We start from the raw sequence: 24712 nt of genomic DNA, 5'->3' as shown, positions 1-24712 counted from the left end.
ATTTAAATTCCTTTTGTGAAAGAGCGCATGCTATCGGCCAGGATGAGGGAGTTGCATACCTTATCGGAGCCTGTAAGGGAAAGAAGTTCCAAGGCAACCACCCCATGCAGCATGGCCCAAAGGCTACGGTATTTGATGCAGGCATCAATATCCTTTCTTCCACTTTTTTGGATCAATTCGTCAATCATATGGCGGAAAAGATCCGACAAGAGCCCAACAGATTTGATGTTCTTTGCTGTTTCACAGGTCGGTATCCCCAAGCCAAACATGATCTCGTAATGTTTGGGATGCTGCTCAGCGAATAGGTAATATCCCAATCCCAATTGTTGAAAGCGTTCTTCGATGCTGTCTTCTGTAGAAATTCCTGCTGTTATCTGCGCGTAGAGCAGATCAAAACCTTCTGCTACGAAATAAGCGGAAATTGCTTCCTTGTTTTCGAAATATTTATAGATCACGGGTACCGAATACTCAATGGCATCCGCTATTTTGCGGATGGAAAGGGCAGCCCAACCTTCCTCATGCACGATTTCTCGCGAGCAATCGATGATTTGCTTCCTCATTTCCTCTTGTTGCCTAAGTTTTCTTTCTGTTACGCCCATACCATTTAGTTAACACTGTTAGCAAAATTAACAACGATAGTTATTTGTTCCAACTTTTAGATAAAATGGGACATGCAAATGACATTTTTAAAGCAAGTAAATTTGTTTTACCTTTAAATATGAACTTTCTGAAAAGCAAACGTAAGGTATCCCTCGTCCTGGGCAGCGGTGGTGCCAGAGGCTTGGTGCAAATAGGTGTGATTCGTCAATTGGAAGCGATGGGCTATGAAATAGATGAAGTGGTGGGTTGTTCGATAGGATCTTTGATCGGAGCCGCTTATGTCGAAGGAAAATTAACTGAATTGGAGGATTGGATGAGGGTTCTGACCAAAAGGCAGGTGTTCCGATTAATGGATTTCACAAATCCAAAGTTTGGATTGCTAAAAGGCGTACGTGTTTTTGAATCTCTGAAAGAGATATTTCCGGATAAGGATATCGAGGATATGCGCATTCCCTTCCGTGCCATTGCCACCGACCTTAAAAATGAGCGCGAAATGATCTTTGATAAGGGGAGTGTCTATCAAGCTATCAGAGCTTCCATCGCCATACCAGGTGTTTTTACCAGTATTGAATCGGATGAATGGAACCTGGTGGATGGTGGGGTTTTGAACCCATTGCCCATCAATTATGTGAAAAGAAAGCGCAGGAACATCATCATTGCGGTAAACTTGGATGGAAAGCCGGATGCTAAATATGGTCCGCTTCCTTTTGAGAGCAAGATGAATTCTATAGGATTGCTTCAAGAAGCTTACCTGATGATGCGAAGACGGCTATCGAAATTAAGCGTAGAATTGTATAAACCGGATTACCTGATCGATATCCCACACAATATCGGAGGCATTTGGGATTATGATAAAGCCTCCTTTTTAATCGAGAAAGGAACGGAATACACAAAAAAACTGATCCCGGAAATCCCCGTTAAAAAGAAGGCCGCTATTTAAATAAATGAATAAAGATCTAATATTCCATTAGCATAAAAACATATGCTGAAGATCTTAAGATTTCTTCTGTAAAAGCTTGTTCATATTTAAATTAAACTTAGCTGGGTCTTCCATGTTAGGCAAGTGCCCACAGCCTTCAAATTCCATATAGGTTGCACCCTTGATCTTTTTGGCCATCTCTTCCATTGGCTCAGCAGGGGTGATCTTATCCTCTTTCCCCCGTATCAATAAGGTCGGCACCTTAATTTCTGAAAGTACATCCGTGGTGTCGGTTCTGGAAGCCATCGCCAACAACGTTGCACAAATGGACGAAACACTGTTCCTTCGGATACTGCTTTTGATGAGTTCAATCGCCTCAGGTTTTTCCTCGATGCTTTTTGGTGAAAATACATTCGCAATAAAACCGATCGCATACGGGCGACGACCATGGTTTAAAACAGCTTGAATAGCATCAAAGCGTTTCTGTTTTCCGGCATTATCATCTGCCTTGGCATGGGTATCAGAAAGGATAAGTCCATCAATCTTTTCCGGAAACAGTTGATAGGCACGCAGGGCAATATAGCCTCCCATGGAAACCCCGCAGAGTACCGCCTTATCAATTTCCATTTTCCGTAGAAAGGCGCCCAGGTCTTTTGCAAATACATCTATGGAAAAAAATCCATGACCTTTGGTACTATTTCCTAATCCACGAATGTCAACCGCAATGCCGGTTATATTATCTTCCAGACTTTCCAGTTGTTCCCGCCACATATTCTTGTTGAAAGGGAATCCATGAAGAAATATGATGGTTCTATCGGTTTTTTCAGTTGCTTTCTTTATATGATAGGCAATGCTTATATCGCCAATCCGGATCTTGTTGCTTTTTATTAATCGTTCAGCCATAAAAATTAATTATATAGGTATCAACAGAATAGACCTAAGATAGTTTGAAATTGCCTAAAAAACGAAAAAACCATTTGGAAAATATAAAAAAACCTCGATATTTGCAGCATCAACGGTGATTTGACCGTTTGTAATGCGCTCATAGCTTAATTGGATAGAGCATCTGACTACGGATCAGAAGGTTAGGGGTTCGACTCCCTTTGAGCGCACTTTCTTTATTTCCCCTTTCACTTTCTTGATTTATCATTTATTCTTTTCCAGTGTTTTTTGCGCTTTTAATTCTTTCGGAGAATACCCGAAATGCTTAGTAAATGCGGATGTGAAATGTTGGGAGTAACTATATCTTAACAATTTGGCTACCTCATTGATGCTGTAGTTTTTATGTTGTATCAGGTATCGAGCTTTTTCCATCTGTTTTTCGCGTAGGTACTGCGATAGATTACACCCAAAATACTTTTGAAATCCTTTATTCAAGTTTTTTTGAGAAATATGAAATAGGTCTTCAACTTCTTGCAATCGAATATTACCGATTTCCTGTTTATCTACCCATTCCTTTACTTCAATAACTTTTTCGTCTAGGGATAGGTTGGTGTTGCTACGGTCATCCTCCAAAAATTTTGGGTGCATGGAAAAAATAGTCAGAAGTAATTCTTCTATCTTCAACCTGTAATAGTAATCCCGCATCGAAGTTGGTAATGAACAATTCAACATGCTTTCCAATAACTGTTTAATGGGGGTTGAAATTATTTTAGACTCGTCAAACAACTTACAGGCTCTGCCTTTCTTTAACGCAGTTAAGAAGGGGAATTCCATAGGTAATATCTTACTCATAGTCTTCCATGCTGATATGTTTCATTCTGGGTATGACAGGGCTGATTATTTTTTTTCAGCCCTTAATGAAAATGACCATGAACAGTTTTGGAGCAACAACAGAAGATTGGCATAAATCATTGCCTAAGGCCAAGGAATCGGGGCAATTTATCGATGCATTTCCTTTAATGGACAAACTATTTCAAGAAATACCTCACAAAAAAGTCATTAAATATTGGGTTTATGATTATGCTAAAAGTGGGGTATTCGCTTTCCATATTGCCGATCGGGCAGGCTTGAAATCTGATGAAAACAGGGATGTCAGATATTTTGATAAATATACAGGTAAACCTTATGTAATTAGCATTCAGCAAGATAAGCATAATAAAGTGGAGAATTGGGTTTGGCAATTGCACATGGGGCAATGGTTAGGTCAGGTCGGGAAATTTTCGACCTTTATTGCAGGTTTGATCTCAACCAGCCTACCCATCACTGGTTTTTTGATCTGGTATGGGCGTAGAAAGCGTCAGAAATGAAAAAAAAATTTTGAATGGCTTATTATTTCCTTATATTTGCATCACCAAAACAGAAAGGGCGTTTGTCGCAAAAGTGTTGGTTGTCGCGCTCATAGCTTAATTGGATAGAGCATCTGACTACGGATCAGAAGGTTAGGGGTTCGACTCCCTTTGAGCGCACTTAGAATAAGCCTAATTCGTAAACGGATTAGGCTTTTGTTTTTTATCATCAACAATAAATAACATCATTATGCTAAACCTAGTATTATTCGGGCCTCCAGGAGCAGGAAAAGGTACCCAATCCGCTAAATTAATTGATAAGTATGACCTTCATCATATATCTACCGGTGACATGTTTCGCGCTCATATCAAGGACCAAACCGAATTAGGTAAACAAGTAAGTCAAATCATTGCTGATGGGAACTTAGTTCCTGACTCGGTAACCATTGCCATGCTTGAGGAAGAGATCAATAATAACCCTGATGCAAAAGGATTTATTTTTGATGGTTTTCCACGTACTGTTGCCCAAGCGGAAGCATTGGATGCATTCATGGAATCGAACAATATGCCTATCTCAGGCGTTATTGCTTTGGATGTTGATGAAACGGAATTAACGCAACGTATCGCTAAACGCCAGGAGATTTCCGGTCGTGCAGATGATGCGGCAGATAAACTAAAAAAACGTATCGAAGAGTATTTCGGAAAAACGATCCATGTATTACCTTATTACGAAGGCAAAGGTAAATTGACCAAAGTAAATGGTATTGGTGAAATCGAAAGCATCTTTTCGGAATTAACGTCGATCATCGATCGTTACTAATAAAAAAGCTTATAAAAAACATTGAAGAGGTCTTATGGCGCAGGGGTCAAATTTTGTTGATTACGTAAAGGTTTGTTGTCGTTCGGGACATGGTGGTGCTGGTTCAGCCCATCTGCACCGCGATAAATTCACGGCCAAAGGTGGTCCCGATGGGGGCGACGGTGGTCGTGGCGGGCATATTATGCTCCAAGGTTCTACCCAACACTGGACCTTATTGCACCTGAAATACCGTAAACACATCATTGCCGAAAATGGTCAACCTGGTGGATCTACCTTGAAAACAGGTGCTACCGGTAAGGATGAAATCCTGGAAGTTCCTCTAGGAACGGTGGCCAAGGATGCCGAGACCGGCGAAGTACTATTCGAAATCACCCGTGATGGCCAGACGAAAATCCTTACTCCAGGAGGTCGTGGTGGTTTAGGAAACTGGCACTTCAAATCTTCCACGGTTCAAACACCAAGACATGCCCAACCGGGGATGCCAGGTAAAGAGCGTTGGATCATCTTGGAATTAAAAGTATTGGCGGATGTAGGGCTTGTTGGATTCCCGAATGCCGGAAAATCTACCTTGCTGTCGGTTCTTTCCGCCGCAAAACCTGAAATCGCAGATTATCCGTTTACCACCTTGGTTCCTAACTTGGGCATCGTCAGCTATCGGGATAACAAATCCTTTGTGATGGCGGATATTCCAGGGATCATCGAGGGTGCATCCGAAGGAAAAGGATTAGGACACCGTTTCCTGAGACATATCGAACGAAACTCCGTGCTCTTGTTCATGGTACCAGCAGATACCGATCGGACCATCGAAGAGGAATATAATATCCTATTGCATGAACTTACCGCCTACAATCCGGAATTATTGGATAAGCCAAAATTATTGGCCATCACCAAATCGGATATGTTGGATGAGCAACTGGAAAGCGAAATGGCCGAACAGGTTCCTCAAGGAATTCCTTACCTGTTCATATCCTCAGTGACCGGAAAAAATATCCAGCAATTGAAGGATATGATCTGGAAAGCCATCAATGAATAACCATATTTAAAAGCAACCTCGGTTGCTTTTCTTATTTTAGGGATAATGGATCTATCATTAAAAGATTTCTTGGACAAAAAGGTACTGGAATTTAACCAACCGGATTTTATTCCGCACGACCCGATCAGTATACCCCATCGATTCCAAAAGAAGGAGGATATCGAGATCATGGGGTTCTTTGCCAGCATATTGGCCTGGGGGCAACGCAAAACCATCATCAATAAGTGCCTGGAATTGGCAGAACGTATGGACCAGGCACCGCATGATTTTATCCTCAACCATCAGGATAGCGACCTCAAACGCCTCTTGGGATTTAAGCATCGTACCTTCAATGACACCGATCTCTTATATTTTATTGCCTTTTTCCAGCAGCATTACCTTCGCTTCAACAGCTTGGAAGATGCATTCCTGCAGCTTGATGAAGGCCAGGAATTCTCCATAGAGAACGCCTTGAATAATTTCAAAAGCTATTTTTTCTCCCTGCCTGATTTTCCTTGGCGAACAAGAAAGCATATCAGTTCTCCCTTCCAGAAATCCAGTTGTAAGCGATTGAATATGTTCTTGCGTTGGATGGTGAGGAAGGATGATAAGGGGGTAGATTTTGGGATTTGGAACCGGATATCACCCAAAGATCTTATCTGTCCCTGTGATGTCCATGTAGAGCGCGTTGCCCGGAAATTTGGTTTGATCCAAAGCGATAAGGTCAATTGGAAATCTGCGCTAGAATTAACGGAAAACCTACGGTATTTTGATCCAGAGGATCCGGTTAAATATGATTTTGCCTTATTTGGGCTAGGGGTGGCCGGTGAGTTATAAAAACCGAAAACTAATCCCCAATAAAAATTAGGAGTAAAACGGCAGGTACATTTCCTTGTGCAAACCTACATTCGGAATATCATATTCATCGGAAAAATATTCGAAACCCATATCCTCATAAAAAGGATAGGCGATTTCCCTGGCGATTAGCCATAAGTAACCCCCATGAAGCTGTGTCTGAATATGATCGATAGCAGCCGTTAAAAGCTGTTTACCATAGCCTTTCCTTCTGGCCTCAGCGGCAGTAGCCATGCCACGTAATCGATAACCGGTATGCGGTAATTTGGGATGATTGATCTGATGAATGGTCAATACACTTTGAAGCTTACCCTCCTCATCAAAATACCCCAAATGAAAACTATCGGGTTTATCATCCTCCGGATTGATGCAAAGCTCCAAGGCTTTTCCACGCTGTAGTACTTCGCTTCGCAGCGCTAAGGTATCCTCCGTTTTGATAAACCTGATCATCGTTTGGATAGGATTTCCAGGATATCCACCAAGCGGTTGGAATATCCGAATTCATTGTCGTACCAACCAACCACCTTTACCAAGCCACCCACAATACTGGTCAGCTCCGAATCAAAAACACAGGAATAAGGGTTATTGATGATATCCACCGAAACGATGGGATCTTCGGTATAGTATAGTACATTTTTCAAGGAACCTGCAGCAGCTTCCTTGAATTTTTGGTTGATCTCTTCTACAGTAGTCTGTTTGGCCAGGTTACAGGTAAAATCAGTTAAAGAACCATTCAATACCGGAACGCGTATACCTGCGCCGCCCAGTTTGCCATCCAAATGTTTAAAGACATTGGTAATGGCCTTGGCAGCACCCGTCGTAGTGGGAATGATGGAAGCCGATGCCGCTCGTGATCTTCGTAGATCCCGATGCGGTGCATCATGCAGGTTCTGATCCCCTGTCATGGAGTGTACCGTGGTGATATACCCATCGACAATACCCCAATTCTCATCCAATATCCTGATCATGGGTGCCACATTGTTGGTGGTACAGGAGGCATTGGAAAAGATCGGCGTATTCCAATCAAAATCCGCATCATTGATACCCAATACCACTGTAGGAACCTCTTTATCCGGCGATGGAGCAGAGATGATCACCTGTTTTGCCCCAGCCAGGATATGCTTTTGGGCCAGATCATGCTTCACAAATAATCCGGTCGATTCGATGACCACATCAATCGCCAATTCCTTCCAGGGAAGTTCTTCCGGATTTTTTTTGTTGAAGATCTGTATAGCTTTTCCATCAATGTAAAGGTGGTTCTCCTCATAGCTCAGCTCTTTTCCAAGCGGACCATGCACCGAATCATATTTAAAGAGGTGGGCTAGTGTAGCCGCATCTGCCAAATCATTGATGGCAACAACCTCTACATTATCCAATCCTCTGTTCAGCAGGTTTCTTAGGCTGTGGCGTCCTATGCGTCCGAACCCATTGATGGCTATTCTCATTAATTATTAAAATCAGCGATTACTTCTTTGATATCTTTCTCACCTTCCCAGTATTTTTTTAGGCTTCCGTCTGGACCATATACATAGTTTGCCGGAAACATTTTTGGGATGTGAATACGTTGTACAAATTCCTGATTACGATCGTAAAGCATTTCCACATTCGGTTTTCCTTCTAATTCTTTACCAAAGGTATTGAAGAAATTGGCCATCAAAGCCGGATCGTTCATGGAAACGTAATAGATATTCACCCCTTTGATCTTATCGTAATTCGATGATAGGGCAGTGGCTTCATGTTGGCAATGTGCACAAGAAGGGTCAAATAGAATAAAAACGGTATTCCTTCCAGCGGCAATATCCGCTTTGCTGAATGGCATACCCGATTTAACCTTGAAAAACGTGAATTCAGGAATAGATAAGTTGGCCGCTTTTACCGTCGGTGGAGCCTGTTGTGGGGCAGGAGCTGCAGTAGAAGGGCTTGTCTCTGCATGTGCACTGTGGTCATGTCCATCGTGCTCATTATGCACTTCAGTGGCTGCTTGTTGTTTCGGTTCATTATTGCATCCTACGGTCGTTAGGGCCAAGGATAAACTTAAAAACGGAAGAACGTATGTTAATCTCATGTGTACTGTTTAAGCATCAAAACTACTAAAAATTATAAATAAAAAAGCCTTGATGGTCAACATCAAGGCTTTTTCTGATTTTATTATGATACTCGATTATGGAGTAACCACTTTTGCTTGTTTTTTCTCTTCAGGTTTTGCTGAAGAAGCTAGATGCTTACCACCACTTAAGTCGTAGATGGCTGGAGCAGCTAGGAAGATCGATGAATAAGTCGCAACGACGATACCCACTAAGATGGCGAAAGAGAATCCGCGGATAACTTCTCCACCAAATACAAATAATACCGCTAGAACGAAGATTACAGTCAATGAGGTAATCACGGTACGGCTTAATGTAGAGTTGATCGCTTTATTGATCGTTGTACCAATATCTTCTCTATGCGCATCTGGTTTTTTCAGGTACTCACGCAGACGGTCAAATACAACGACCGTATCGTTCACTGAATAACCCAATACCGTAAGGATAGCCGCTACAAAGTGTTGGTCGATATCCAAAGAGAAGGGAACAATACCATCCAAGATCGAGAATAGACCTAAAAGGATGATCGCATCGTGGATGGTTGCAATTGCAGCACCCGCAGAATATTGCCATTTGTGGAAACGAACCAAGATGTAGGCAGCAATGACAAGGATGGATAGGATGGAAGCATAGATTGCTCTGTCTCTAATATCACTTGCGATCGTTGGTCCTACTTTCTGTTGCGAAAGGATTTCGTATTTACCTTGAACTTTAGAAAGTCCTTCGTTCAATTTAGACAATACTTCCTGATCTGCAGCATCGCTGGTCTCTTCGATATGGTAAGAAGTCGTTACACGTAATTGATTGTCCGTTCCAAAGGTTTTAACCTCGGTAGTGGTTCCAAAAACATTATCCAAATTCTCACGTACTGTTTCAGCAGCTACCGGAGTGTCATACTTAATGGTATAGGTACGTCCTCCTTGGAAGTCAACGCCGTAAGAGAATCCTTTAACAGCAATAGCACCAAGAGAGATTACAATGGCTACCAATGAAACCAAATAAGCTACTTTTCTTTTCTTGATGAATGCGAAGTTTGCATTCTTCAAGGTATGGTTAGACCAAGGGAAAGAAACGGTAATTTTCATTTCCTTGCTCAACATGTATTCGAAAATCAAACGTGTAATGAAGATCGCGGTGAATAAGGATGTAATGATACCGATCATTAAGGTTGTTGCGAAACCTTGGATTGGTCCCGAACCTGTAAAGAATAGGATCAAACCTACTAAGAACGTCGTGATCTGGGAGTCTAAGATGGAAGGCATAGCATGCTTATAACCATCTTCTACCACTTTACGCATGGATTTACCAAGCGCCATTTCCTCACGCATACGCTCGTAGATCAGTACGTTCGCATCCACGGCAGTACCCATCGTCAATACGATACCCGCTATACCTGGCAGGGTCAGTACGGCATTTAAGGATGCCAATACGCCCATAAGGAAGAACACGTTGAAGATTACCGCAATGTTTGCAGCAATACCTGCACGGTTGTAGTAAGCGATCATGAAGGCCATAACCACGATGATACCGATCACCGCAGAGTTAACCCCTGAATCGATAGCTACCTGTCCTAAAGAAGGACCTACGATCGCTTCTTCCACGATTTTAGCCGTTGTTGGAAGACGACCAGCTTTCAATACGTTTGCTAAGTCTTTGGTATCTTCGATCGTGAAGTTTCCGGAGATGGTCGAGTTACCACCAGCGATTTCTCTTTCTACACCTGGAGCGGAGTAAACCACACCATCCAACACGATAGCTACAGAATATCTACCTTGAGCGGCAGCAGCTGTAACACGTTGCCAATCGCGCGCGCCTTGTGCGTTCATCGCCATGGAAACGATCGGTTTATTGGTCTGCGGATCAAACTCATCTCTAGCGTTGGTGATCACATCACCTGTCATGGCAGGACCATTCTCGTTACCTGAAGTTCTGATAGCAAATAAGGAAAGGATGTCTTTCGTTTGTGAAAGGCTCTCCGGTTTTACCGCCCATAATAGGCGCATATTGCCAGGAATGATCGATTTGATCTCTGGACGAGCCAAGTAAGCATTTACTTTAGCCGTATCTTTAAGGTTTGCATAACCAACTACTGCACCAGGACCCAATTCCATTTGTCCGGAAGGACCTTGGCCAACGTTTGGCTGTAAGATGGAGAATAATGGATTTCCTGCTGTTAGGTCAGCGGCATTGCTTGCATTAGAATCAGCCGCATTTTTGTTTGCGCCTAATTTTGATAATAGGTTATCTTCTTTTTTAGTCGTATCAGCTGCGTTGTTAGCTGCTGCTGTCGTATCAACTGGAGTAGCCGCTACTGCTGCTGGTTTGTCAGCTTTTAAGGTAGTTGCTAAGGTACGGTTGATATTGTCCATCAACTGGTACACATCTGCATTGTTGAAGGTCTCGTAGAATTCCAATTTTGCAGATCCTTGAAGAAGTTTGCGCACGCGCTCTTCATCATTGATACCCGGAAGTTCGATTAAGATACGGTTGGTACCTTGTTGGATCTGAATGTTAGGGGAAGCAACACCGAATTTATCGATACGCGTACGAAGTACTTTGTATGAGTTTTGGATGGCATTATCAGCTTCTTTATTCAAGAATCTCTTCACATCAGCTTCAGAACTTCCTGCTTGGATCTCCGCTGCATTATCCGTGGTCGCGAAGAACGACGCGATTGGAGTTGCTGCACCGGTAGCTTTGTACTCATTTAGAAATAAATCAATCAACGATGTGTTGGTTGTTTTGCTTTTAGCAATAGCTGTCGCCAATGCTTTGTTAAAGTTTGCATCTTTAGGCTTGTTCGCCAAGTTGGTAATCAACTCGTCCAAGGAAATCTCCATGGTCACGTTCATACCACCTTTTAGATCAAGACCAAGAGCAAGTTCATTTGCTTTTGCTTCACGGTAAGTGAATTTCGCGATACCTAAGTTATAAACTACTTCGCTTGCCATGGAATCTAGGTAGGCTTTTTCTTTAGCCAGATCACCATTTGCATAAGCTGCGGCATCTTTTTCGACTTTGCGGGTCACAAAAGTGAATGATATGGAGTAGAGGCACGCTAAGGAAACCACTATCACCAAAAATTTAATCAGCCCTTTACTCATTGTCTAATCGTAATAAATTATGGTTTTTTATGTTGTTTTTTAAGCTTAATAATATTTACCAAGAATCGCAAAGGTATAAAAAAAATGTATAATGAAAACAAATATTTTTGACCTTATCTCCTGATCTACTTGGATTAAATGGATTGGTAAATTTGCCAATATTCTGCGGCCGCCTTGTCCCAGGTAAATTGGGATGCCCAAGCCTTAATTTCATTGGAACGATCCGCAGATGCTATAATGCTTTTCAAGCGTTCGGCTCCAAATGCCATCAGGTAATCCTTGTCCACCGACTCCAGGTAAAAGGCTTCCGGACCACCAACCTCCGGTAAACTGGTGTAGGTGGAGAGCAGTACTTTTTTACCAAAGGTCATCGCTTCGATCACCGGAAGGCCAAAACCTTCGGCAATGGAAGGAAATACAAATAGGCTGCAATGCTTTAGGTAACTGTATTTTTCTTCTTCCGAAATGGGGCCGGTGAGCAGTACACGGTCTTCTACCTGTAGCTCTTTAGCAATTTGCAGGATTTCTTCCTGGTAGTTCTCTTCCTGTACAATACCACTGATGACCAATTTATAGTCGTTTCCTACCAAAAGATAGGGTAGGACATGGAAATTCTTTTTTCGCGCGATGGTTCCTATGCTGAACATAAAAGGACCATCTATAGGGGAGTTTGGACTGGCCAAATTGATCTTGGAAGCATCGATCGTACTACCGTTATAGATCACCTGGATTTCTTTTCCCTTCAGGTCGCAATGCTTTTCTACATCTTCCTTCACAAATTTGGAGATCGCTACAACCGCATCAGCACGGTCGATATTCCGTTGTACCTTTGCGAGGTACTTCTTGACTTTCTCCGGTGATTTTCCTTCCGCAATGAAATTAAGGTCATGTATGGTAAGTACGACTTTGCATTTTCCTTTGTTCGGTAGGTAAGGGGATAATTGGAAATTCGCATGATAGACATCATACCCTTTCCAGCTAGGTTTTAGGAATTTCTGTATCGATTTCTGACGGATGTAGTTTTTATCCTCGCCAAATACCAAGGGCGATTTCTCGTTGTGGTAAAAATAGAGATCGGCATGGGATGGTTTAGCGGTTAAAAGTGCATTACCCAGGTTTAAACAATAATGGTATAAACCGGTATGCGCATATTTCATTCGCTCTGTATCGAATACAACTTTCATTATTTCTTATTGAATGGATCCAATAAAGAATCCATAAGTACTTTTTCTTCCTGGGCTAAATTATAAAATGATTTCATTAATTCCCGTCCTTGCTGTGCAATAGCTTGTCGGAAAGGCTCGTTTTCTAGCAGTTTCTGGATATGATCAGCAAATTCCTGCGGTTCATCACTTACCAAACAGCCATTATTTATTTTATTCACCAGGCCCGTTACGCCATAGGAATTTGTAACAACGGGAATACCCATGGAAAGGGATTCTAGAACTTTGATCTTGATCCCCGTTCCACTTAACATGGGGCAGATCGAAACCTTGGAGGATTGATAAGCTTCTTCCAGGTCATCTACAAAGCCAAGTTTATGGATAGAGGGATGGTCTACGACGTGCTGCGCTATTTTACCGATTACCGCAATTCGGATATTCTTTAATAGCGGCAGTACCTCTTTGATAAACCAGTTGATGCCTTTTATATTATGGGGATTATTGCTAGCCACATAGATCAGATCATACCTGAAAGATTGTTCTGCCTGTTCGGGAAATAAGGGGTAACCGATCGGGATCAGCTTGACGGGGTTATTGACCACCTGGCTGAACATAAATTGTTCTTCCACCGAAAAGGTCCAGATGCAGTCGAAAGTTTTCAGGATGCGAAATTCATCCCGGAGGTTTTTTCCCGATTTTGCAGGATGGTCAAGGTCAGACTCCTTTTGCAAAGAAATAAAATCGTGGGTGTCGTTAATGGTATAGGCGCGATAGGGTAGGTTTTTAATAAGTGTTCCCCATTGGGCATAAGAAATGATGACTATGTCGTATTTTTTTTTGGACAGCACCTTCCGAAACGTCCGATGCATCAACAGGGTAGTCAAATCAATTCGGTTCTGATAGAATAGCCTATGCAGAAAATTTGGGATTTTATAACGGAATAGATAACCCAGAAGATTATCCCGCTTGATTTTTCGTTGAATAAGCTCCAGGCCCAGCTTGGGATATTTTTGATGGAATTTTATCTCCGATTCCTGATCCCAGTCGCCCCAGATATGCTCAGACACAAAGTCAGTTTCGAACATGCTGTCGCGCTCATTGAAGAAAGATAGCATCTGTCGGCATCTCGAAATATTTCCTGCATGACCCTTCATCGGGTTATCGGGCATGAAATAAAGGACTTTTTTTCTGTTCATGTAATAAGACTCAACGGTTCTTTTAGGGAAGCTGCTACAATTTACCTAGCTAAATAACGAAAATTTAACTAGAAAATTAGTTTATTTTCTCTTTTAAATTCCTAACCTAAAAGGCTGTTTTCGGGGTAAAAACAAGGTTATAGTATGTTTAAAGCAGGTTTTTGTATGCTTAGCATAGGAAAAGCATACTTTCACCATGCTTTCACCCTACTTTCACAGCGATGCCAAACCGACCTTTTAAAACAAAAATGGCGGCCATTGGCCGCCATTTGTTTTTCTTTTTGGTAGACTTATTTCAATACGAATTTCACACCGAAAGTGAAACCACCGCCATCGAAACCAGTGTCATTATTCAAACCTAAGTATGGTTTGTAGTCTAAGTGCATAGCGATTGGAATAGTAGGGATTTTGTACTCTAAACCAACTTGAGGACGGATACCGAAGCTAGTAGAAGAGTTACCATCGTGACTCCAGATACCAACTTGAGCACCAACACCCGCGTACCATGCTAAACCGTCTGCATTAGGGATAGCTTTTTCATATTGCCAATCTGCTCCGAAAGAAACCCAGTGGTTACGGAATGCAGCCTGCAATTGTAAAGCTGAAACATTTGTTAATGCTGTTTTGTACTGAATACCTACGTTAGAACCATCGTAACCGTCGAAAACGATACCCAATGCTGATTTGTAAGGTGTTTGAGCTTGCGCTTCGTTAGCAGCAAATGTTAAAGCTGAAACTGCAAATAGAGATAAAAATAATTTTTTCATGTGAATTAATTTATGTTTTCCATTAACCATACATTATCAAAATGTGAATATTGTACAGTTATTTCATTTCAATCTAAGCAAATAGTTTGCCAAAAAACAGTAAAACTAATTTTAATGTCATTTAATTCGTTTCGGCCTTTTATTTATTTTGCTAAAATCAGAGATTTTCCGTAGATTTGCCTCGCAAATAGGAAACCCCATTATTATTTGCTATGCAATTAGATCCACAAAAATTCGTACAAGAAGGACTTACCTACGACGATGTACTTTTGATTCCAGCTTATTCTGAAATATTGCCTCGTGACGTAGACACCAGTACCTTTCTAACTAAAAAAATCAAATTAAACATCCCTTTGGTGTCCGCAGCGATGGACACTGTAACTGGAGCTGATCTTGCGATCGCGATCGCGCAGGCCGGTGGTATTGGGATGCTACATAAAAATATGACGATCGCAGAACAAGCTGCGGAAGTTCGCAAGGTTAAGCGCTCGGAGAGCGGTATGATCCAAGATCCTGTTACCTTATTGGAGACAGCGACAGTGGGTGATGCCTTCCAGATCATGCGTGACCATAAGATCGGTGGTATTCCAGTGATCAATCTGGAAGCCAAATTGGTAGGGATTGTGACCAACCGTGACCTTCGTTTCCAAAAGGATATGGCAAGACCGATCAGTGAGCTGATGACCAAAACAAATTTGGTAGTTGCTCCAGAAGGTACTGACTTGATCAAGGCGGAGGAAATCCTACAGAACCACAAAATTGAAAAATTACCGGTAGTTGATACCAATGGGATGCTTAAAGGATTGATTACCTTTAAGGATATCCAAAAATATAAGCATTACCCAAATGCCGCAAAGGACGAACATGGAAGATTGTTGGTTGGTGCAGCAGTAGGTGTAACGGCTGATACCATCGAACGTGTGGATGCCTTGGTGAAGGCTGGGGTAGATGTGATCACGATCGATACGGCCCATGGACATTCTTTGGGTGTAGTTAATAAATTAAAAGAAGTTAAGTCAAAATATCCGGACCTACAGGTTATCGTAGGTAATATCGCTACGGGAGATGCGGCTAAAATGTTGGCTGATGCTGGTGCCGATGCTGTTAAAGTAGGTATTGGTCCAGGTTCGATCTGTACCACCCGTATTATTGCAGGTGTTGGTGTTCCTCAATTATATGCTGTATACGAAGTGGCAAAAGCATTGAAAGGAACTGGAGTTCCTTTGATCGCTGATGGAGGGATCAAACAAACAGGTGATATCGCCAAAGCTATTGCAGCAGGAGCACACACGATTATGGCAGGTTCTTTATTTGCCGGCGTAGAGGAAGCACCTGGAGAGACCATTTTGTTGGAAGGCCGTAAATTTAAGTCCTACCGCGGAATGGGATCAGTGGAAGCTATGGAAAAAGGTTCCAAAGACAGGTATTTCCAGGATGTGGAAGACGATATCAAAAAATTGGTACCTGAAGGTATTGTTGGACGTGTTCCATATAAAGGTACATTGGCTGAAGTGGTTTACCAATATATTGGTGGATTGCGTGCTTCCATGGGTTATTGCGGTGCAGCGACCATCGAAAAATTACAAGAAGCTAAATTCGTGCGTATCACAGGAGCTGGTTTGAGAGAGTCTCATCCTCACAATATCCAGATCACCAAAGAGGCGCCAAATTATAACAGTAGAGGTTAACCTTACTTTATAAAAGGGGATTTTCAAAGGCCAGAGCATTTTGCTCTGGCCTTTTTGTTTGGTTATATCATGGATATTAAATTATAGATATTATCTATGCAATAATTCTGATGTATGCTAAGGAGATTCCATATTTTAGCCGTATTCGAGAGTAAATCGAATAATCTACCTCAAAATATATAAATAAAATTTATAGGATAATTAACTATTAAGGAAACAGTATGGCAAAATTGATTAATCTGAATGCATTCAAAAATTTCTTCCAATCGAGTAATGCAGGGGGTATTCTCTTATTCATCTGTGTGATATTTTCCATGATCGTGGCGAATTCACCGCTGGCAGGATCGCTCCAGACCTTGTTGGACCGACAGCTGGGATTTGAAAATGAGAGCATCCACCTCCGGTATTCCGTATTGTTATGGATTAATGATGGATTAATGGCCATATTCTTTTTATTGGTAGGTCTGGAAATCAAAAGGGAAATTGTGGAAGGGGAGCTTTCTTCGCCTAAAAAGGCCTCATTACCTATTTTGTGTGCGATTGGTGGTGCCGTTGTTCCGGCATTGATCTATGTAGGCTTTAATGCAGGTCAAGAAACAGCTAGTGGTTGGGGAATCCCGATGGCGACCGATATAGCCTTTGCACTGGCCGTGATCGGTATGTTGGGGAAACAGGTGCCAAGTAGCCTGAAGATCTTTTTGGCGGCTTTGGCCATCGTGGATGATTTGATCGCTATTTTGGTTATCGCATTTTTCTATTCCTCTGGTATCGAAGTGTCTTATCTGCTATACGCCTTAGGTGGTCTGTTGATCCTGATCATCATGAACCGATTAAATATACAGAATCCTTATCTATACCTTATTCCGGGTGTATTCATCTGGTATTTTATCCATCATTCCGGTATTCACGCTACCATAGCAGGGGTTTTGGTGGCTATGACCATCCCGACAAACGATACGGATGTAGAATCTCCATTGGAAAGATTGGAGCATGCCCTGAGCAAACCGGTGAACTTCCTGATCATTCCGCTTTTTGCCTTTGCCAATACCAATATCACCTTGGAAAGCGAAATGATCGGCGGTCTGACCTCTTCCTTAGGTTTGGGTATTTCCTTGGGATTATTGCTTGGAAAACCAGTCGGTATTCTACTGACTTCCTACCTATGTACAAAATTAAAGTTGAGCAGCCTGCCGGAAGGAAGTACTTGGCGTCATGTATTGGGGGTAGGTCTATTGGCAGGTATCGGTTTTACCATGTCCATTTTCATCGCGATCCTCTCGTTTAAGGATCCGTTGAGTATTTCAGAAGCAAAACTATCCATTTTGATCACTTCTTTATTGGCGGGTATCATTGGTTTCATGGTATTGAAATCCAAGAAAACATATGCATAGACGTCCTGCTATGCCTGTCTGAACTGCAATGGGGTCTGTCCGATGATGCTTTTAAAGTTTTTGTGGAAGCTCACAAAATTATTGAAACCACTATCGTAACAGATTTCCTTCAGGGATAGTTTGCTGTTCCTCAGCTGACTGCAGGCATGGGAAATGCGTAATTCTGTAATGAACTGAACCGGCGTCTTGCCGGTTTTTTGTTTGAAATACCGACAGAAAGAGTTTTCGGTCAAGCCAGCCAATCCCGCCAGATCCGCTAATTTGATCTTTTGCTTATAGTTTTCCCGCAGGTATTCCATCAAACTGTTCATCCGGAACTGGTCTTCCGATTGATGGAGTATGGAATAATTTTCGGAGGTAAGCTCTTCTTTTGGGCTGTTCTGCATCAGGCTAAGGAATTTCAGGAACGCGATGAAGCGATCCAAGCCTTGGTTGACCAGCATGTGCTCGAATAGGGGTTGGATTGCCGTATAAGAATTCGAATCAAAAAAATAACCGCGTTCGGATTGATCGATCAGGGTTTTGATTTCAAGCAGTTCGGGGGTGGAAAAGAACCGTTCGATTCCGAGATCTTTTTTGAAGTGGATGACCAGGCAATCAATAGCATGAGGTTCTGGATTGTCCACAACATCCTCTTCAAAGAGCCAATAATGGGCAATCTGCGCAGGTATAAGAACCGTTTCTCCAGGTTGAACAGGTTTTATCCTGTCTCCGATAAAAAGTGTCCCAGAGCCTTTTAAAATGTGTACAATTTCCAGCTCATCGTGGTAATGCCATATCTGATGATGCCGCGGAGCATAATCTCTTCGGATCTGGAAACTTTCGTTGTACTGCTTGGGAACTTCGAGCTGCTTGATGATCATAATTGACTAATTTATTCATTTTTTATCAATATCATTCGCATCAAATGATAATATAGTTTATAAAAAAGGTAATTTTCTTCACTCCATTCTGCAATTTAATCGCTTATTTAGGTCTTCCAATAAAAACCATCTATGAGCAAAGCAAATAATACATTGGCTATTATCTTAATCACATCCCTGTTCTTCTTTTGGGGATTTATCCATAACCTGGATCCGATTTTGATTGCGCATCTTCGGAGCGCGTTCAGTCTGAGCCATTTACAGGCTTCACTGATCGATTCGGCCGTTTTTGTGGCTTATTTCGTCATGGCCATACCCGCAGGGATTTTCATGAAAAAATATGGGTACAAAACCGCCATCTTGATCGGTTTGTTATTATTTGCTGTCGGTTGTTTCCTGTTCGTACCTGCCGCCAATACCATGAGTTATCTGTTCTTTCTGATGGCGTTATTTGTCTTGGCTTGTGGGATCACGATCCTGGAAACTGCAGCCAATCCTTATATGACCGTTCTAGGGGATCCGAGCAAAGCTACCCAACGGTTGAATTTTGCCCAGTCTTTCAATGGTTTGGCTTCCTTTGTTGCTCCTTTATTGGGCGGGTACATTATTTTGGCAAAACCACCATTAAGCCATGAGGAAGTTGCTGCGTTGGATGAAACAGCCAGAACGGCCTATATCCAGGCAGAAACGGCCATTGTAAAAGGGCCTTATATCGTATTGGGTTGTGTTATTTTATTGGCGGCTTTGTTGTTTGCCCTGATCAAACTCCCTGAAGCAAAAGAGGAGGGGGATTCCAATGCCAGTGTATGGTCCGCATTCCGTCATAAGAATGTGCGTTGGGCCGTGATTGCCCAATTCTTCTATGTGGGTGCCCAGATCTGTGTCCTGAGCTTTATCATTCTCTTTGCTACGGAGGTAGCTGGGATACAGGCTTTTGATGCGAAGGATTATGCCGCTATCGCTGGTCTTTTGATCGTTATCGGTCGTTTCTTGGGCACTTTTTTGATGCGTTATATCCTGCCATCCAAATTGTTGTTGATCTATGCGGTGATAGCCTGTATCTTAACACTGATCAGTATATTCGCTTCTGGCATGGTTGCACTCTACAGCATGGTGGCGATTGCCTTTTTCATGTCCATTATGTTCCCAACGATATTTGCGATGGGTGTGGAAGGAATCGGCGGGGATACCAAATCGGCATCCAGTCTGATCATCATGGCGATTGTTGGTGGTGCCATTTTTCCGCCCTTATTAGGCTATATTTCGGATAGCACCGGCCATATGCAATATGGGTATTTTGTTGTTTTAGTTTGTTTCTTTGTGGTGGTCTTGTTTGCCCTGAATAATAAATCTGGCGAACAGGTCATCTCCACCAAAAATCATTAATGGGTATGAAGAATAGAAAATATGCGTTAGCACTGGATCTGGTAAATGATCCAGTTCTGATTAAGGAATATGAGACCTACCATGAGCGGATTCCTACGGAAATCCAACAGTCGATACAGGATGCTGGGGTAATATCCATGCAGATATATCGTTTTGAAAATAGGTTATTTATGATCATGGAGGTAGATGATCAGTTTAGTTTCGAGCGCAAGGGGGAAATGGATGCTCAGAACCCGCATGTGCAGGATTGGGAATCCTTGATGTGGAAATACCAGCAGGCCATTCCGGGCGCAAAACCAGGAGAGAAATGGGTATTAATGGATAAAATATTTGAGTTATAGATATCATGAATAAAAAGAATGTAGCGTACTTGCAGATTCATCCGAAGGATAATGTGCTGGTTGCGCTTAGGGACCTTTCGGAGGGTGAATCGATCGGGTTTGGGGGAAAGGAATTCTCCCTTCGCCAAGCGGTGAAAGCGAAACATAAATTTACGTTAAACCCCATGTTGAAGGACGAGGAGGTGTATATGTATGGGGTTTTGGTAGGGAAGGTTAATGAAGATCTTTTGGAAGGAACATTGCTGAGCACCGAGAACCTCCGGCATGCTGCGGAGCCATTCAAACTGGCTGCCCGTAAGTTGGATTGGGAAAGGCCTGATGTGTCCGCCTTTGAAGGTCGGACTTTCCAGGGATTTCATAGAAGTAATGGTACCGTAGGTACGGCCAATCATTGGTTGGTTATCCCATTGGTTTTCTGCGAGAATAGAAATGTATTGACGTTGAAGACTGCTTTGGAGGAGAAACTGGGTTATCAGGTGCAATCAAAGGATTATTCTAATGAAGTAGACCACCTTATCGAACGATATAAGGCTGGCGCTTCCGTAGATGACCTGTTGAACCTGGATCTGAGTGCTGGAACCATCAACCAGGAGCAGAAAAGGCTATTCCCGAATGTGGATGGGGTTAAATTCCTGAACCATGATATGGGATGCGGCGGTACCAGAATGGATTCAGATGCCCTTTGTGGCCTCTTGGCAGGTTATATTACCCATCCGAATGTGGCCGGGGCAACCGTATTGAGTTTGGGATGCCAACATGCGCAAGCTTCCATTCTGAAAGCAGAAATCCTAAAGCGTGACCCCCATTTTGACAAACCTTTATATGTTTTTGAACAACAATTGGAAGGAACCGAGCAGGATTTGATGCAGAAGGCCATTAAAGCCACTTTCTCAGGATTGGTGCAGGCCGATCAACTGAAAAGGGAACCTGCGGGTTTGGATAAACTATGCATCGGCTTGGAATGTGGTGGATCGGATGGATTCTCTGGGATCTCCGCCAATCCTACTTTGGGGTATATTTCCGACATGCTGATCAGTTTAGGGGGATCGGTTATCCTATCGGAATTCCCGGAACTATGTGGGGTGGAGCAAGAGCTGAGCGATCGTTGCCTGAACGAGGAAATGGCGGAACGGTTCATGCAGTTGATGAAGGTATACAATGCTAAGGCAGAGGCAGATGGTTCAGGTTTCTACATGAACCCTTCACCTGGAAATATCCGTGATGGACTGATCACAGATGCCATAAAATCGGCCGGAGCAGCCAAAAAAGGTGGTACATCGCCGGTGACTGCGGTGGTAGACTATCCAGAATTGGCGAATCAAAAAGGCTTGAATCTTTTATGCACTCCGGGAAATGATGTGGAAAGTACCACGGCAGAAGTTGCAGCAGGTGCCAATGTTGTCCTGTTCACGACCGGATTGGGAACTCCTACTGGAAACCCGATTGCTCCGGTGATCAAGGTATCCTCCAATACCAAGATCTATGAGAAGATGGCGGACATCATCGACCTGAACTGTGGGACGATTATCGACGGGGAGGAAAGTATTGCCGAAGCCGCCCACCGGATCCTGGACTATGTGATACAGGTGGCAAGTGGCGAAATAAAAGCGAAAGCGGTGTTGATGGGTCAGGATGATTTCATTCCTTGGCGTCGTGGAGTTTCGCTTTAATTAGATATTGTAATAAAAATAAAATTAAATAGTTATGTCTAAAATAAAAGACAAAGTAGCGTTGGTAACCGGGGGTGGTAGTGGTATTGGTAGAGCAATTTCGGAATTGTTCGGTGCAGAAGGTGCCCATGTCCATATCTTGGATTTAAATGCCGAAGGAGCCGAAGCAACGAAAGCAGCAATCGAATCTAAAGGAGGGAAATGCGATATTCATATTGGCAATGTTTCGATCCAACAAGAGGTTATTGATATCGTGGCGAAGATCGGGCGAGTGGATATATTAGTGAACAATGCAGGTATCGCCCATGTAGGGGATCTGGAACACTGCGCGGAAGCTGATTTTGATAGGGTTTATCAGGTGAATGTTAAAGGGGCTTATAATGCCTTGTATGCGGTAATTCCAGCTATGAAAGCCAATGGCGGAGGTGCCATCCTCAATTTGGCATCCATTGCAGCCGTAGTAGGCATCAGCGACCGTTTTGCCTATTCCATGAGCAAAGGGGCTATCTTTGCCATGAACCTTTCCGTAGCCCGGGATTATATGGCCTATAACATCCGATCAAATTCGATATCGCCAGCCCGCGTGCATACGCCATTTGTTGATGGCTTCATTGCCAAAAACTACCCCGGACAAGAGGAGGAAATGTTCGATAAACTATCCAAATCCCAGCCCATCGGCCGCATGGGACAACCAGCCGAAATCGCTAAATTGGCTTTGTTCCTATGTTCAGATGACGCCGCCTTCATCACTGGAAATGACTACCCTATAGATGGCGGATTCATTAAGCTGAATAATTGATGGTAGATGATAGATATCAGATTATAGATAATAGAGTTTAGACAATAGACAATTGATTATAGGAAAAGTTATCAGACCATAGGTCTTAATACTAACTACTAACTACTAAATACTAAAAAAACATGAGACTAATAAAATACGGTGAGGCTGGAAAAGAGCAGATAGGTGTACATATCGGGGGTAAGAATTATGATGTTTCTGCATTTGGAGGGGATTATGATGAATCCTTTTTCGCAGAGAATGGTTTGGCACGATTGGAAGAGTTTGTGAAGGCCAATGAAGGAGAGTTGATTGAGTTGCCTGCGGATGTACGTCTGGGGGCTCCATTTGCTAGACCATCGAAAATTGTATGCATTGGCTTGAATTATAGAGACCATGCTGAGGAAACCGGGGCTAAGATTCCGGAAGAACCTATCATCTTTATGAAATCCACCACGGCATTGATCGGCCCGAATGATGAGGTGATGATCCCTAGAAACTCTGTTAAAACCGATTGGGAAGTGGAATTCTGTATCGTGATCGGTAAAAAGGCAAGTTACGTGGAAGAAAGTGAAGCCTTGGATTATGTGGCAGGTTATGTGTTGCACAATGATGTTTCCGAAAGGGAATACCAGTTGGAAAGAGGGGGAACCTGGGATAAGGGTAAAGGTTGTGATACTTTTGCGCCGATGGGTCCATTCATGACCACAGCGGATGAGATTCCGGATATCAATAAGGTGGCACTTTGGTTAAAAGTAAATGACAAGGTGTACCAGAATGGAAATACATCGAACCTGATCTTTAAGGTGCCGGCTTTGGTTTCTTATGTTTCGCAGTTTATGACCTTATTACCTGGGGATGTGATCTCAACAGGTACACCTGCAGGGGTTGGCCTTGGGTTCAATCCAGCGATCTACCTGAAACCTGGGGATGTGATGGAACTGGGAGCAGATTATTTAGGAGTGCAACGCCAAACGGTGGTTGCCTATGAAAGAAAATAAAATGGATAGGTATGAGGATTGATGCACACCAACATTTTTGGTTATATGAGCCGGTAAAGGATGCCTGGATTACTTCAGAGATGGAAGTCATCCAACGGAATTTCCTTCCGAACGATATTGGTCAGACCTTAAAAAACAATGGTTTTGACGGTGTTGTGGCGGTCCAAGCGGATCAAAGCCTCCGGGAGACGGAGTTTTTATTGGAGCTTTCCCAGGTTTATGCATTGATCAAGGGAATTGTAGGTTGGGTAGATCTGCAATCGGAGCAGGTTGAAGAGCAGTTGAACCATTTTAAGCAGTTTCCGAAGGTTAAAGGGTTCAGACATATTGTGGAAGGCGAATCCGATCCGGATTACCTACATAAGGATGCTTTTCTGAGGGGGATTGCCGCATTGACTCAATATGGTTATACCTATGACCTCTTGATCAAGCCTTGGCATTATGAAAGTACCCTGAAATGTGTAGCAGCCAATCCAAAACAAGCATTTATGCTGGATCATATCGCCAAACCTCCGATCAAAAGCCAGGAGTTCAGCGATTGGGCAGCGTTCATTGAAAAATTGGCGGCCCATCCGAATGTACATTGTAAAGTATCAGGACTGGGGACGGAGGCCGATTGGAAACATTGGAAACTGGATCATTTTACCCAGTATATTGCCCATGTGATTCAATGTTTTGGCAAAGATAGGCTGGTTTTTGGATCAGATTGGCCAGTATGTTTATTGGCGGGATCTTTCAAGGATACCATCCATATCGTGTCCGACAAATTAACTGATTTTAGCCCAGAGGAATTGGCTGGTTTCTGGGGAGATAATGCCGTAAAATTCTATGGTTTAACCTAATTGC

Annotated in this window: 24 protein-coding genes and 2 tRNA genes; 15 read left to right on the top strand and 11 right to left on the bottom strand. The window is 42.7% G+C overall.

Going from position 1 to position 24712, the window contains the following annotated elements:
* Positions 1-2 precede the first annotated feature (2 nt).
* Positions 3-560, bottom strand: a complete 558-nt coding sequence (locus E3D81_RS06235) for a TetR/AcrR family transcriptional regulator (protein ID WP_167554247.1) — start codon at positions 558-560, stop codon at positions 3-5.
* Between the two features lie 158 nt (positions 561-718).
* Here E3D81_RS06235 and E3D81_RS06230 point away from each other — a divergent pair, with 158 nt between their 5' ends.
* Positions 719-1540 carry a patatin-like phospholipase family protein gene (locus E3D81_RS06230; protein WP_245153296.1) on the top strand — a complete coding sequence of 274 codons (822 nt, stop codon included), beginning with the start codon at positions 719-721 and terminating at the stop codon, positions 1538-1540.
* A gap of 54 nt (positions 1541-1594) precedes the next feature.
* On the opposite strand, the gene E3D81_RS06225 is transcribed toward E3D81_RS06230, so the two are convergent.
* Positions 1595-2422, bottom strand: coding sequence for an alpha/beta fold hydrolase (locus tag E3D81_RS06225; RefSeq protein WP_134776837.1), 828 nt, complete (start codon positions 2420-2422; stop codon positions 1595-1597).
* A 135-nt stretch (positions 2423-2557) separates the two neighbouring features.
* Between E3D81_RS06225 and E3D81_RS06220 the strand changes: the two genes are divergently transcribed.
* A tRNA-Arg gene (locus E3D81_RS06220) sits at positions 2558-2631 on the top strand.
* Between the two features lie 34 nt (positions 2632-2665).
* Here the strand turns inward: E3D81_RS06220 and E3D81_RS06215 are convergent.
* Positions 2666-3253 carry a helix-turn-helix transcriptional regulator gene (locus tag E3D81_RS06215; RefSeq protein ID WP_134776836.1) on the bottom strand — a complete coding sequence of 196 codons (588 nt, stop codon included), beginning with the start codon at positions 3251-3253 and terminating at the stop codon, positions 2666-2668.
* Positions 3254-3261: 8 nt separating this feature from the next.
* Between E3D81_RS06215 and E3D81_RS06210 the strand changes: the two genes are divergently transcribed.
* From E3D81_RS06210 to E3D81_RS06190, 5 genes are all read left to right on the top strand, one after another.
* On the top strand, positions 3262-3768 hold the full coding sequence (locus E3D81_RS06210) for a PepSY-associated TM helix domain-containing protein (protein ID WP_134776835.1): 507 nt from the start codon (positions 3262-3264) through the stop codon (positions 3766-3768).
* An 85-nt stretch (positions 3769-3853) separates the two neighbouring features.
* Positions 3854-3927, top strand: a tRNA-Arg gene (locus E3D81_RS06205).
* A 70-nt stretch (positions 3928-3997) separates the two neighbouring features.
* Positions 3998-4567 carry an adenylate kinase gene (locus E3D81_RS06200; protein ID WP_099366659.1) on the top strand — a complete coding sequence of 190 codons (570 nt, stop codon included), beginning with the start codon at positions 3998-4000 and terminating at the stop codon, positions 4565-4567.
* 34 nt (positions 4568-4601) lie between these two features.
* Positions 4602-5600: a GTPase ObgE gene (obgE, locus tag E3D81_RS06195; RefSeq protein ID WP_099366660.1), complete on the top strand. Its 999-nt coding sequence runs from the start codon at positions 4602-4604 to the stop codon at positions 5598-5600.
* A gap of 45 nt (positions 5601-5645) precedes the next feature.
* Positions 5646-6416 (top strand): TIGR02757 family protein, encoded by a 771-nt coding sequence (locus E3D81_RS06190; protein ID WP_134776834.1) that lies wholly within the window; start codon positions 5646-5648, stop codon positions 6414-6416.
* 27 nt (positions 6417-6443) lie between these two features.
* Here the strand turns inward: E3D81_RS06190 and E3D81_RS06185 are convergent, their stop codons facing one another.
* The 7 genes from E3D81_RS06185 to E3D81_RS06155 form a co-directional block, all read right to left on the bottom strand.
* Positions 6444-6884 carry a GNAT family N-acetyltransferase gene (locus E3D81_RS06185; RefSeq protein ID WP_134776833.1) on the bottom strand — a complete coding sequence of 147 codons (441 nt, stop codon included), beginning with the start codon at positions 6882-6884 and terminating at the stop codon, positions 6444-6446.
* Positions 6881-7879 carry a type I glyceraldehyde-3-phosphate dehydrogenase gene (gap, locus tag E3D81_RS06180; protein ID WP_134776832.1) on the bottom strand — a complete coding sequence of 333 codons (999 nt, stop codon included), beginning with the start codon at positions 7877-7879 and terminating at the stop codon, positions 6881-6883. Before gap ends, E3D81_RS06185 begins: the two co-directional genes overlap by 4 nt.
* Positions 7879-8499, bottom strand: a complete 621-nt coding sequence (locus tag E3D81_RS06175; protein ID WP_099366664.1) for a peroxiredoxin family protein — start codon at positions 8497-8499, stop codon at positions 7879-7881. The genes gap and E3D81_RS06175 overlap by 1 nt, the downstream gene beginning before the upstream one ends.
* 96 nt (positions 8500-8595) lie before the next feature.
* Positions 8596-11622 carry a protein translocase subunit SecDF gene (secDF, locus tag E3D81_RS06170; protein ID WP_134776831.1) on the bottom strand — a complete coding sequence of 1009 codons (3027 nt, stop codon included), beginning with the start codon at positions 11620-11622 and terminating at the stop codon, positions 8596-8598.
* A 134-nt stretch (positions 11623-11756) separates the two neighbouring features.
* Entirely contained in the window at positions 11757-12806 is a 1050-nt protein-coding gene (locus tag E3D81_RS06165; RefSeq protein WP_134776830.1) for a glycosyltransferase family 4 protein, read from the bottom strand.
* A complete protein-coding gene (locus E3D81_RS06160; RefSeq protein WP_099367865.1) occupies positions 12806-13981 on the bottom strand; it encodes a glycosyltransferase in 1176 nt (391 codons plus the stop codon). Before E3D81_RS06160 ends, E3D81_RS06165 begins: the two co-directional genes overlap by 1 nt.
* Before the next feature lie 290 nt (positions 13982-14271).
* A complete protein-coding gene (locus tag E3D81_RS06155) occupies positions 14272-14748 on the bottom strand; it encodes a hypothetical protein (RefSeq protein WP_134776829.1) in 477 nt (158 codons plus the stop codon).
* A gap of 212 nt (positions 14749-14960) precedes the next feature.
* Here E3D81_RS06155 and guaB point away from each other — a divergent pair, with 212 nt between their 5' ends.
* Complete coding sequence (gene guaB, locus E3D81_RS06150) at positions 14961-16436, top strand: IMP dehydrogenase (protein WP_099367351.1); 1476 nt, start codon at positions 14961-14963, stop codon at positions 16434-16436.
* A gap of 221 nt (positions 16437-16657) precedes the next feature.
* A complete protein-coding gene (gene nhaA, locus E3D81_RS06145) occupies positions 16658-17827 on the top strand; it encodes a Na+/H+ antiporter NhaA (RefSeq protein ID WP_099367352.1) in 1170 nt (389 codons plus the stop codon).
* An 8-nt stretch (positions 17828-17835) separates the two neighbouring features.
* Here the strand turns inward: nhaA and E3D81_RS06140 are convergent, their stop codons facing one another.
* Positions 17836-18690, bottom strand: coding sequence for a helix-turn-helix domain-containing protein (locus tag E3D81_RS06140; protein ID WP_099367353.1), 855 nt, complete (start codon positions 18688-18690; stop codon positions 17836-17838).
* 132 nt (positions 18691-18822) lie between these two features.
* Here E3D81_RS06140 and fucP point away from each other — a divergent pair, with 132 nt between their 5' ends.
* The 6 genes from fucP (at position 18823) to E3D81_RS06110 (ending at position 24708) form a co-directional block, all read left to right on the top strand.
* Positions 18823-20076, top strand: a complete 1254-nt coding sequence (fucP, locus tag E3D81_RS06135; protein ID WP_134776828.1) for an L-fucose:H+ symporter permease — start codon at positions 18823-18825, stop codon at positions 20074-20076.
* Between the two features lie 5 nt (positions 20077-20081).
* The gene (locus E3D81_RS06130; RefSeq protein WP_134776827.1) at positions 20082-20417 is read left to right on the top strand and encodes an L-rhamnose mutarotase; all 336 of its coding nucleotides are present in this window, start codon (positions 20082-20084) and stop codon (positions 20415-20417) included.
* A 5-nt stretch (positions 20418-20422) separates the two neighbouring features.
* On the top strand, positions 20423-22087 hold the full coding sequence (locus E3D81_RS06125; RefSeq protein WP_134776826.1) for a UxaA family hydrolase: 1665 nt from the start codon (positions 20423-20425) through the stop codon (positions 22085-22087).
* A gap of 34 nt (positions 22088-22121) precedes the next feature.
* On the top strand, positions 22122-22886 hold the full coding sequence (locus E3D81_RS06120) for an SDR family NAD(P)-dependent oxidoreductase (protein ID WP_134776825.1): 765 nt from the start codon (positions 22122-22124) through the stop codon (positions 22884-22886).
* A gap of 122 nt (positions 22887-23008) precedes the next feature.
* On the top strand, positions 23009-23866 hold the full coding sequence (locus E3D81_RS06115; protein ID WP_134776824.1) for a fumarylacetoacetate hydrolase family protein: 858 nt from the start codon (positions 23009-23011) through the stop codon (positions 23864-23866).
* 11 nt (positions 23867-23877) lie between these two features.
* Entirely contained in the window at positions 23878-24708 is an 831-nt protein-coding gene (locus E3D81_RS06110) for an amidohydrolase family protein (protein WP_134776823.1), read from the top strand.
* Positions 24709-24712 lie beyond the last annotated feature (4 nt).

The sequence above is a fragment of the Sphingobacterium sp. CZ-2 genome, from assembly GCF_004526235.1.
Taxonomy (GTDB): domain Bacteria; phylum Bacteroidota; class Bacteroidia; order Sphingobacteriales; family Sphingobacteriaceae; genus Sphingobacterium; species Sphingobacterium tenebrionis.
The sequence above is the reverse complement of the archived record's forward strand: the minus strand, read 5'-3'. Positions and strand labels throughout refer to the sequence as shown.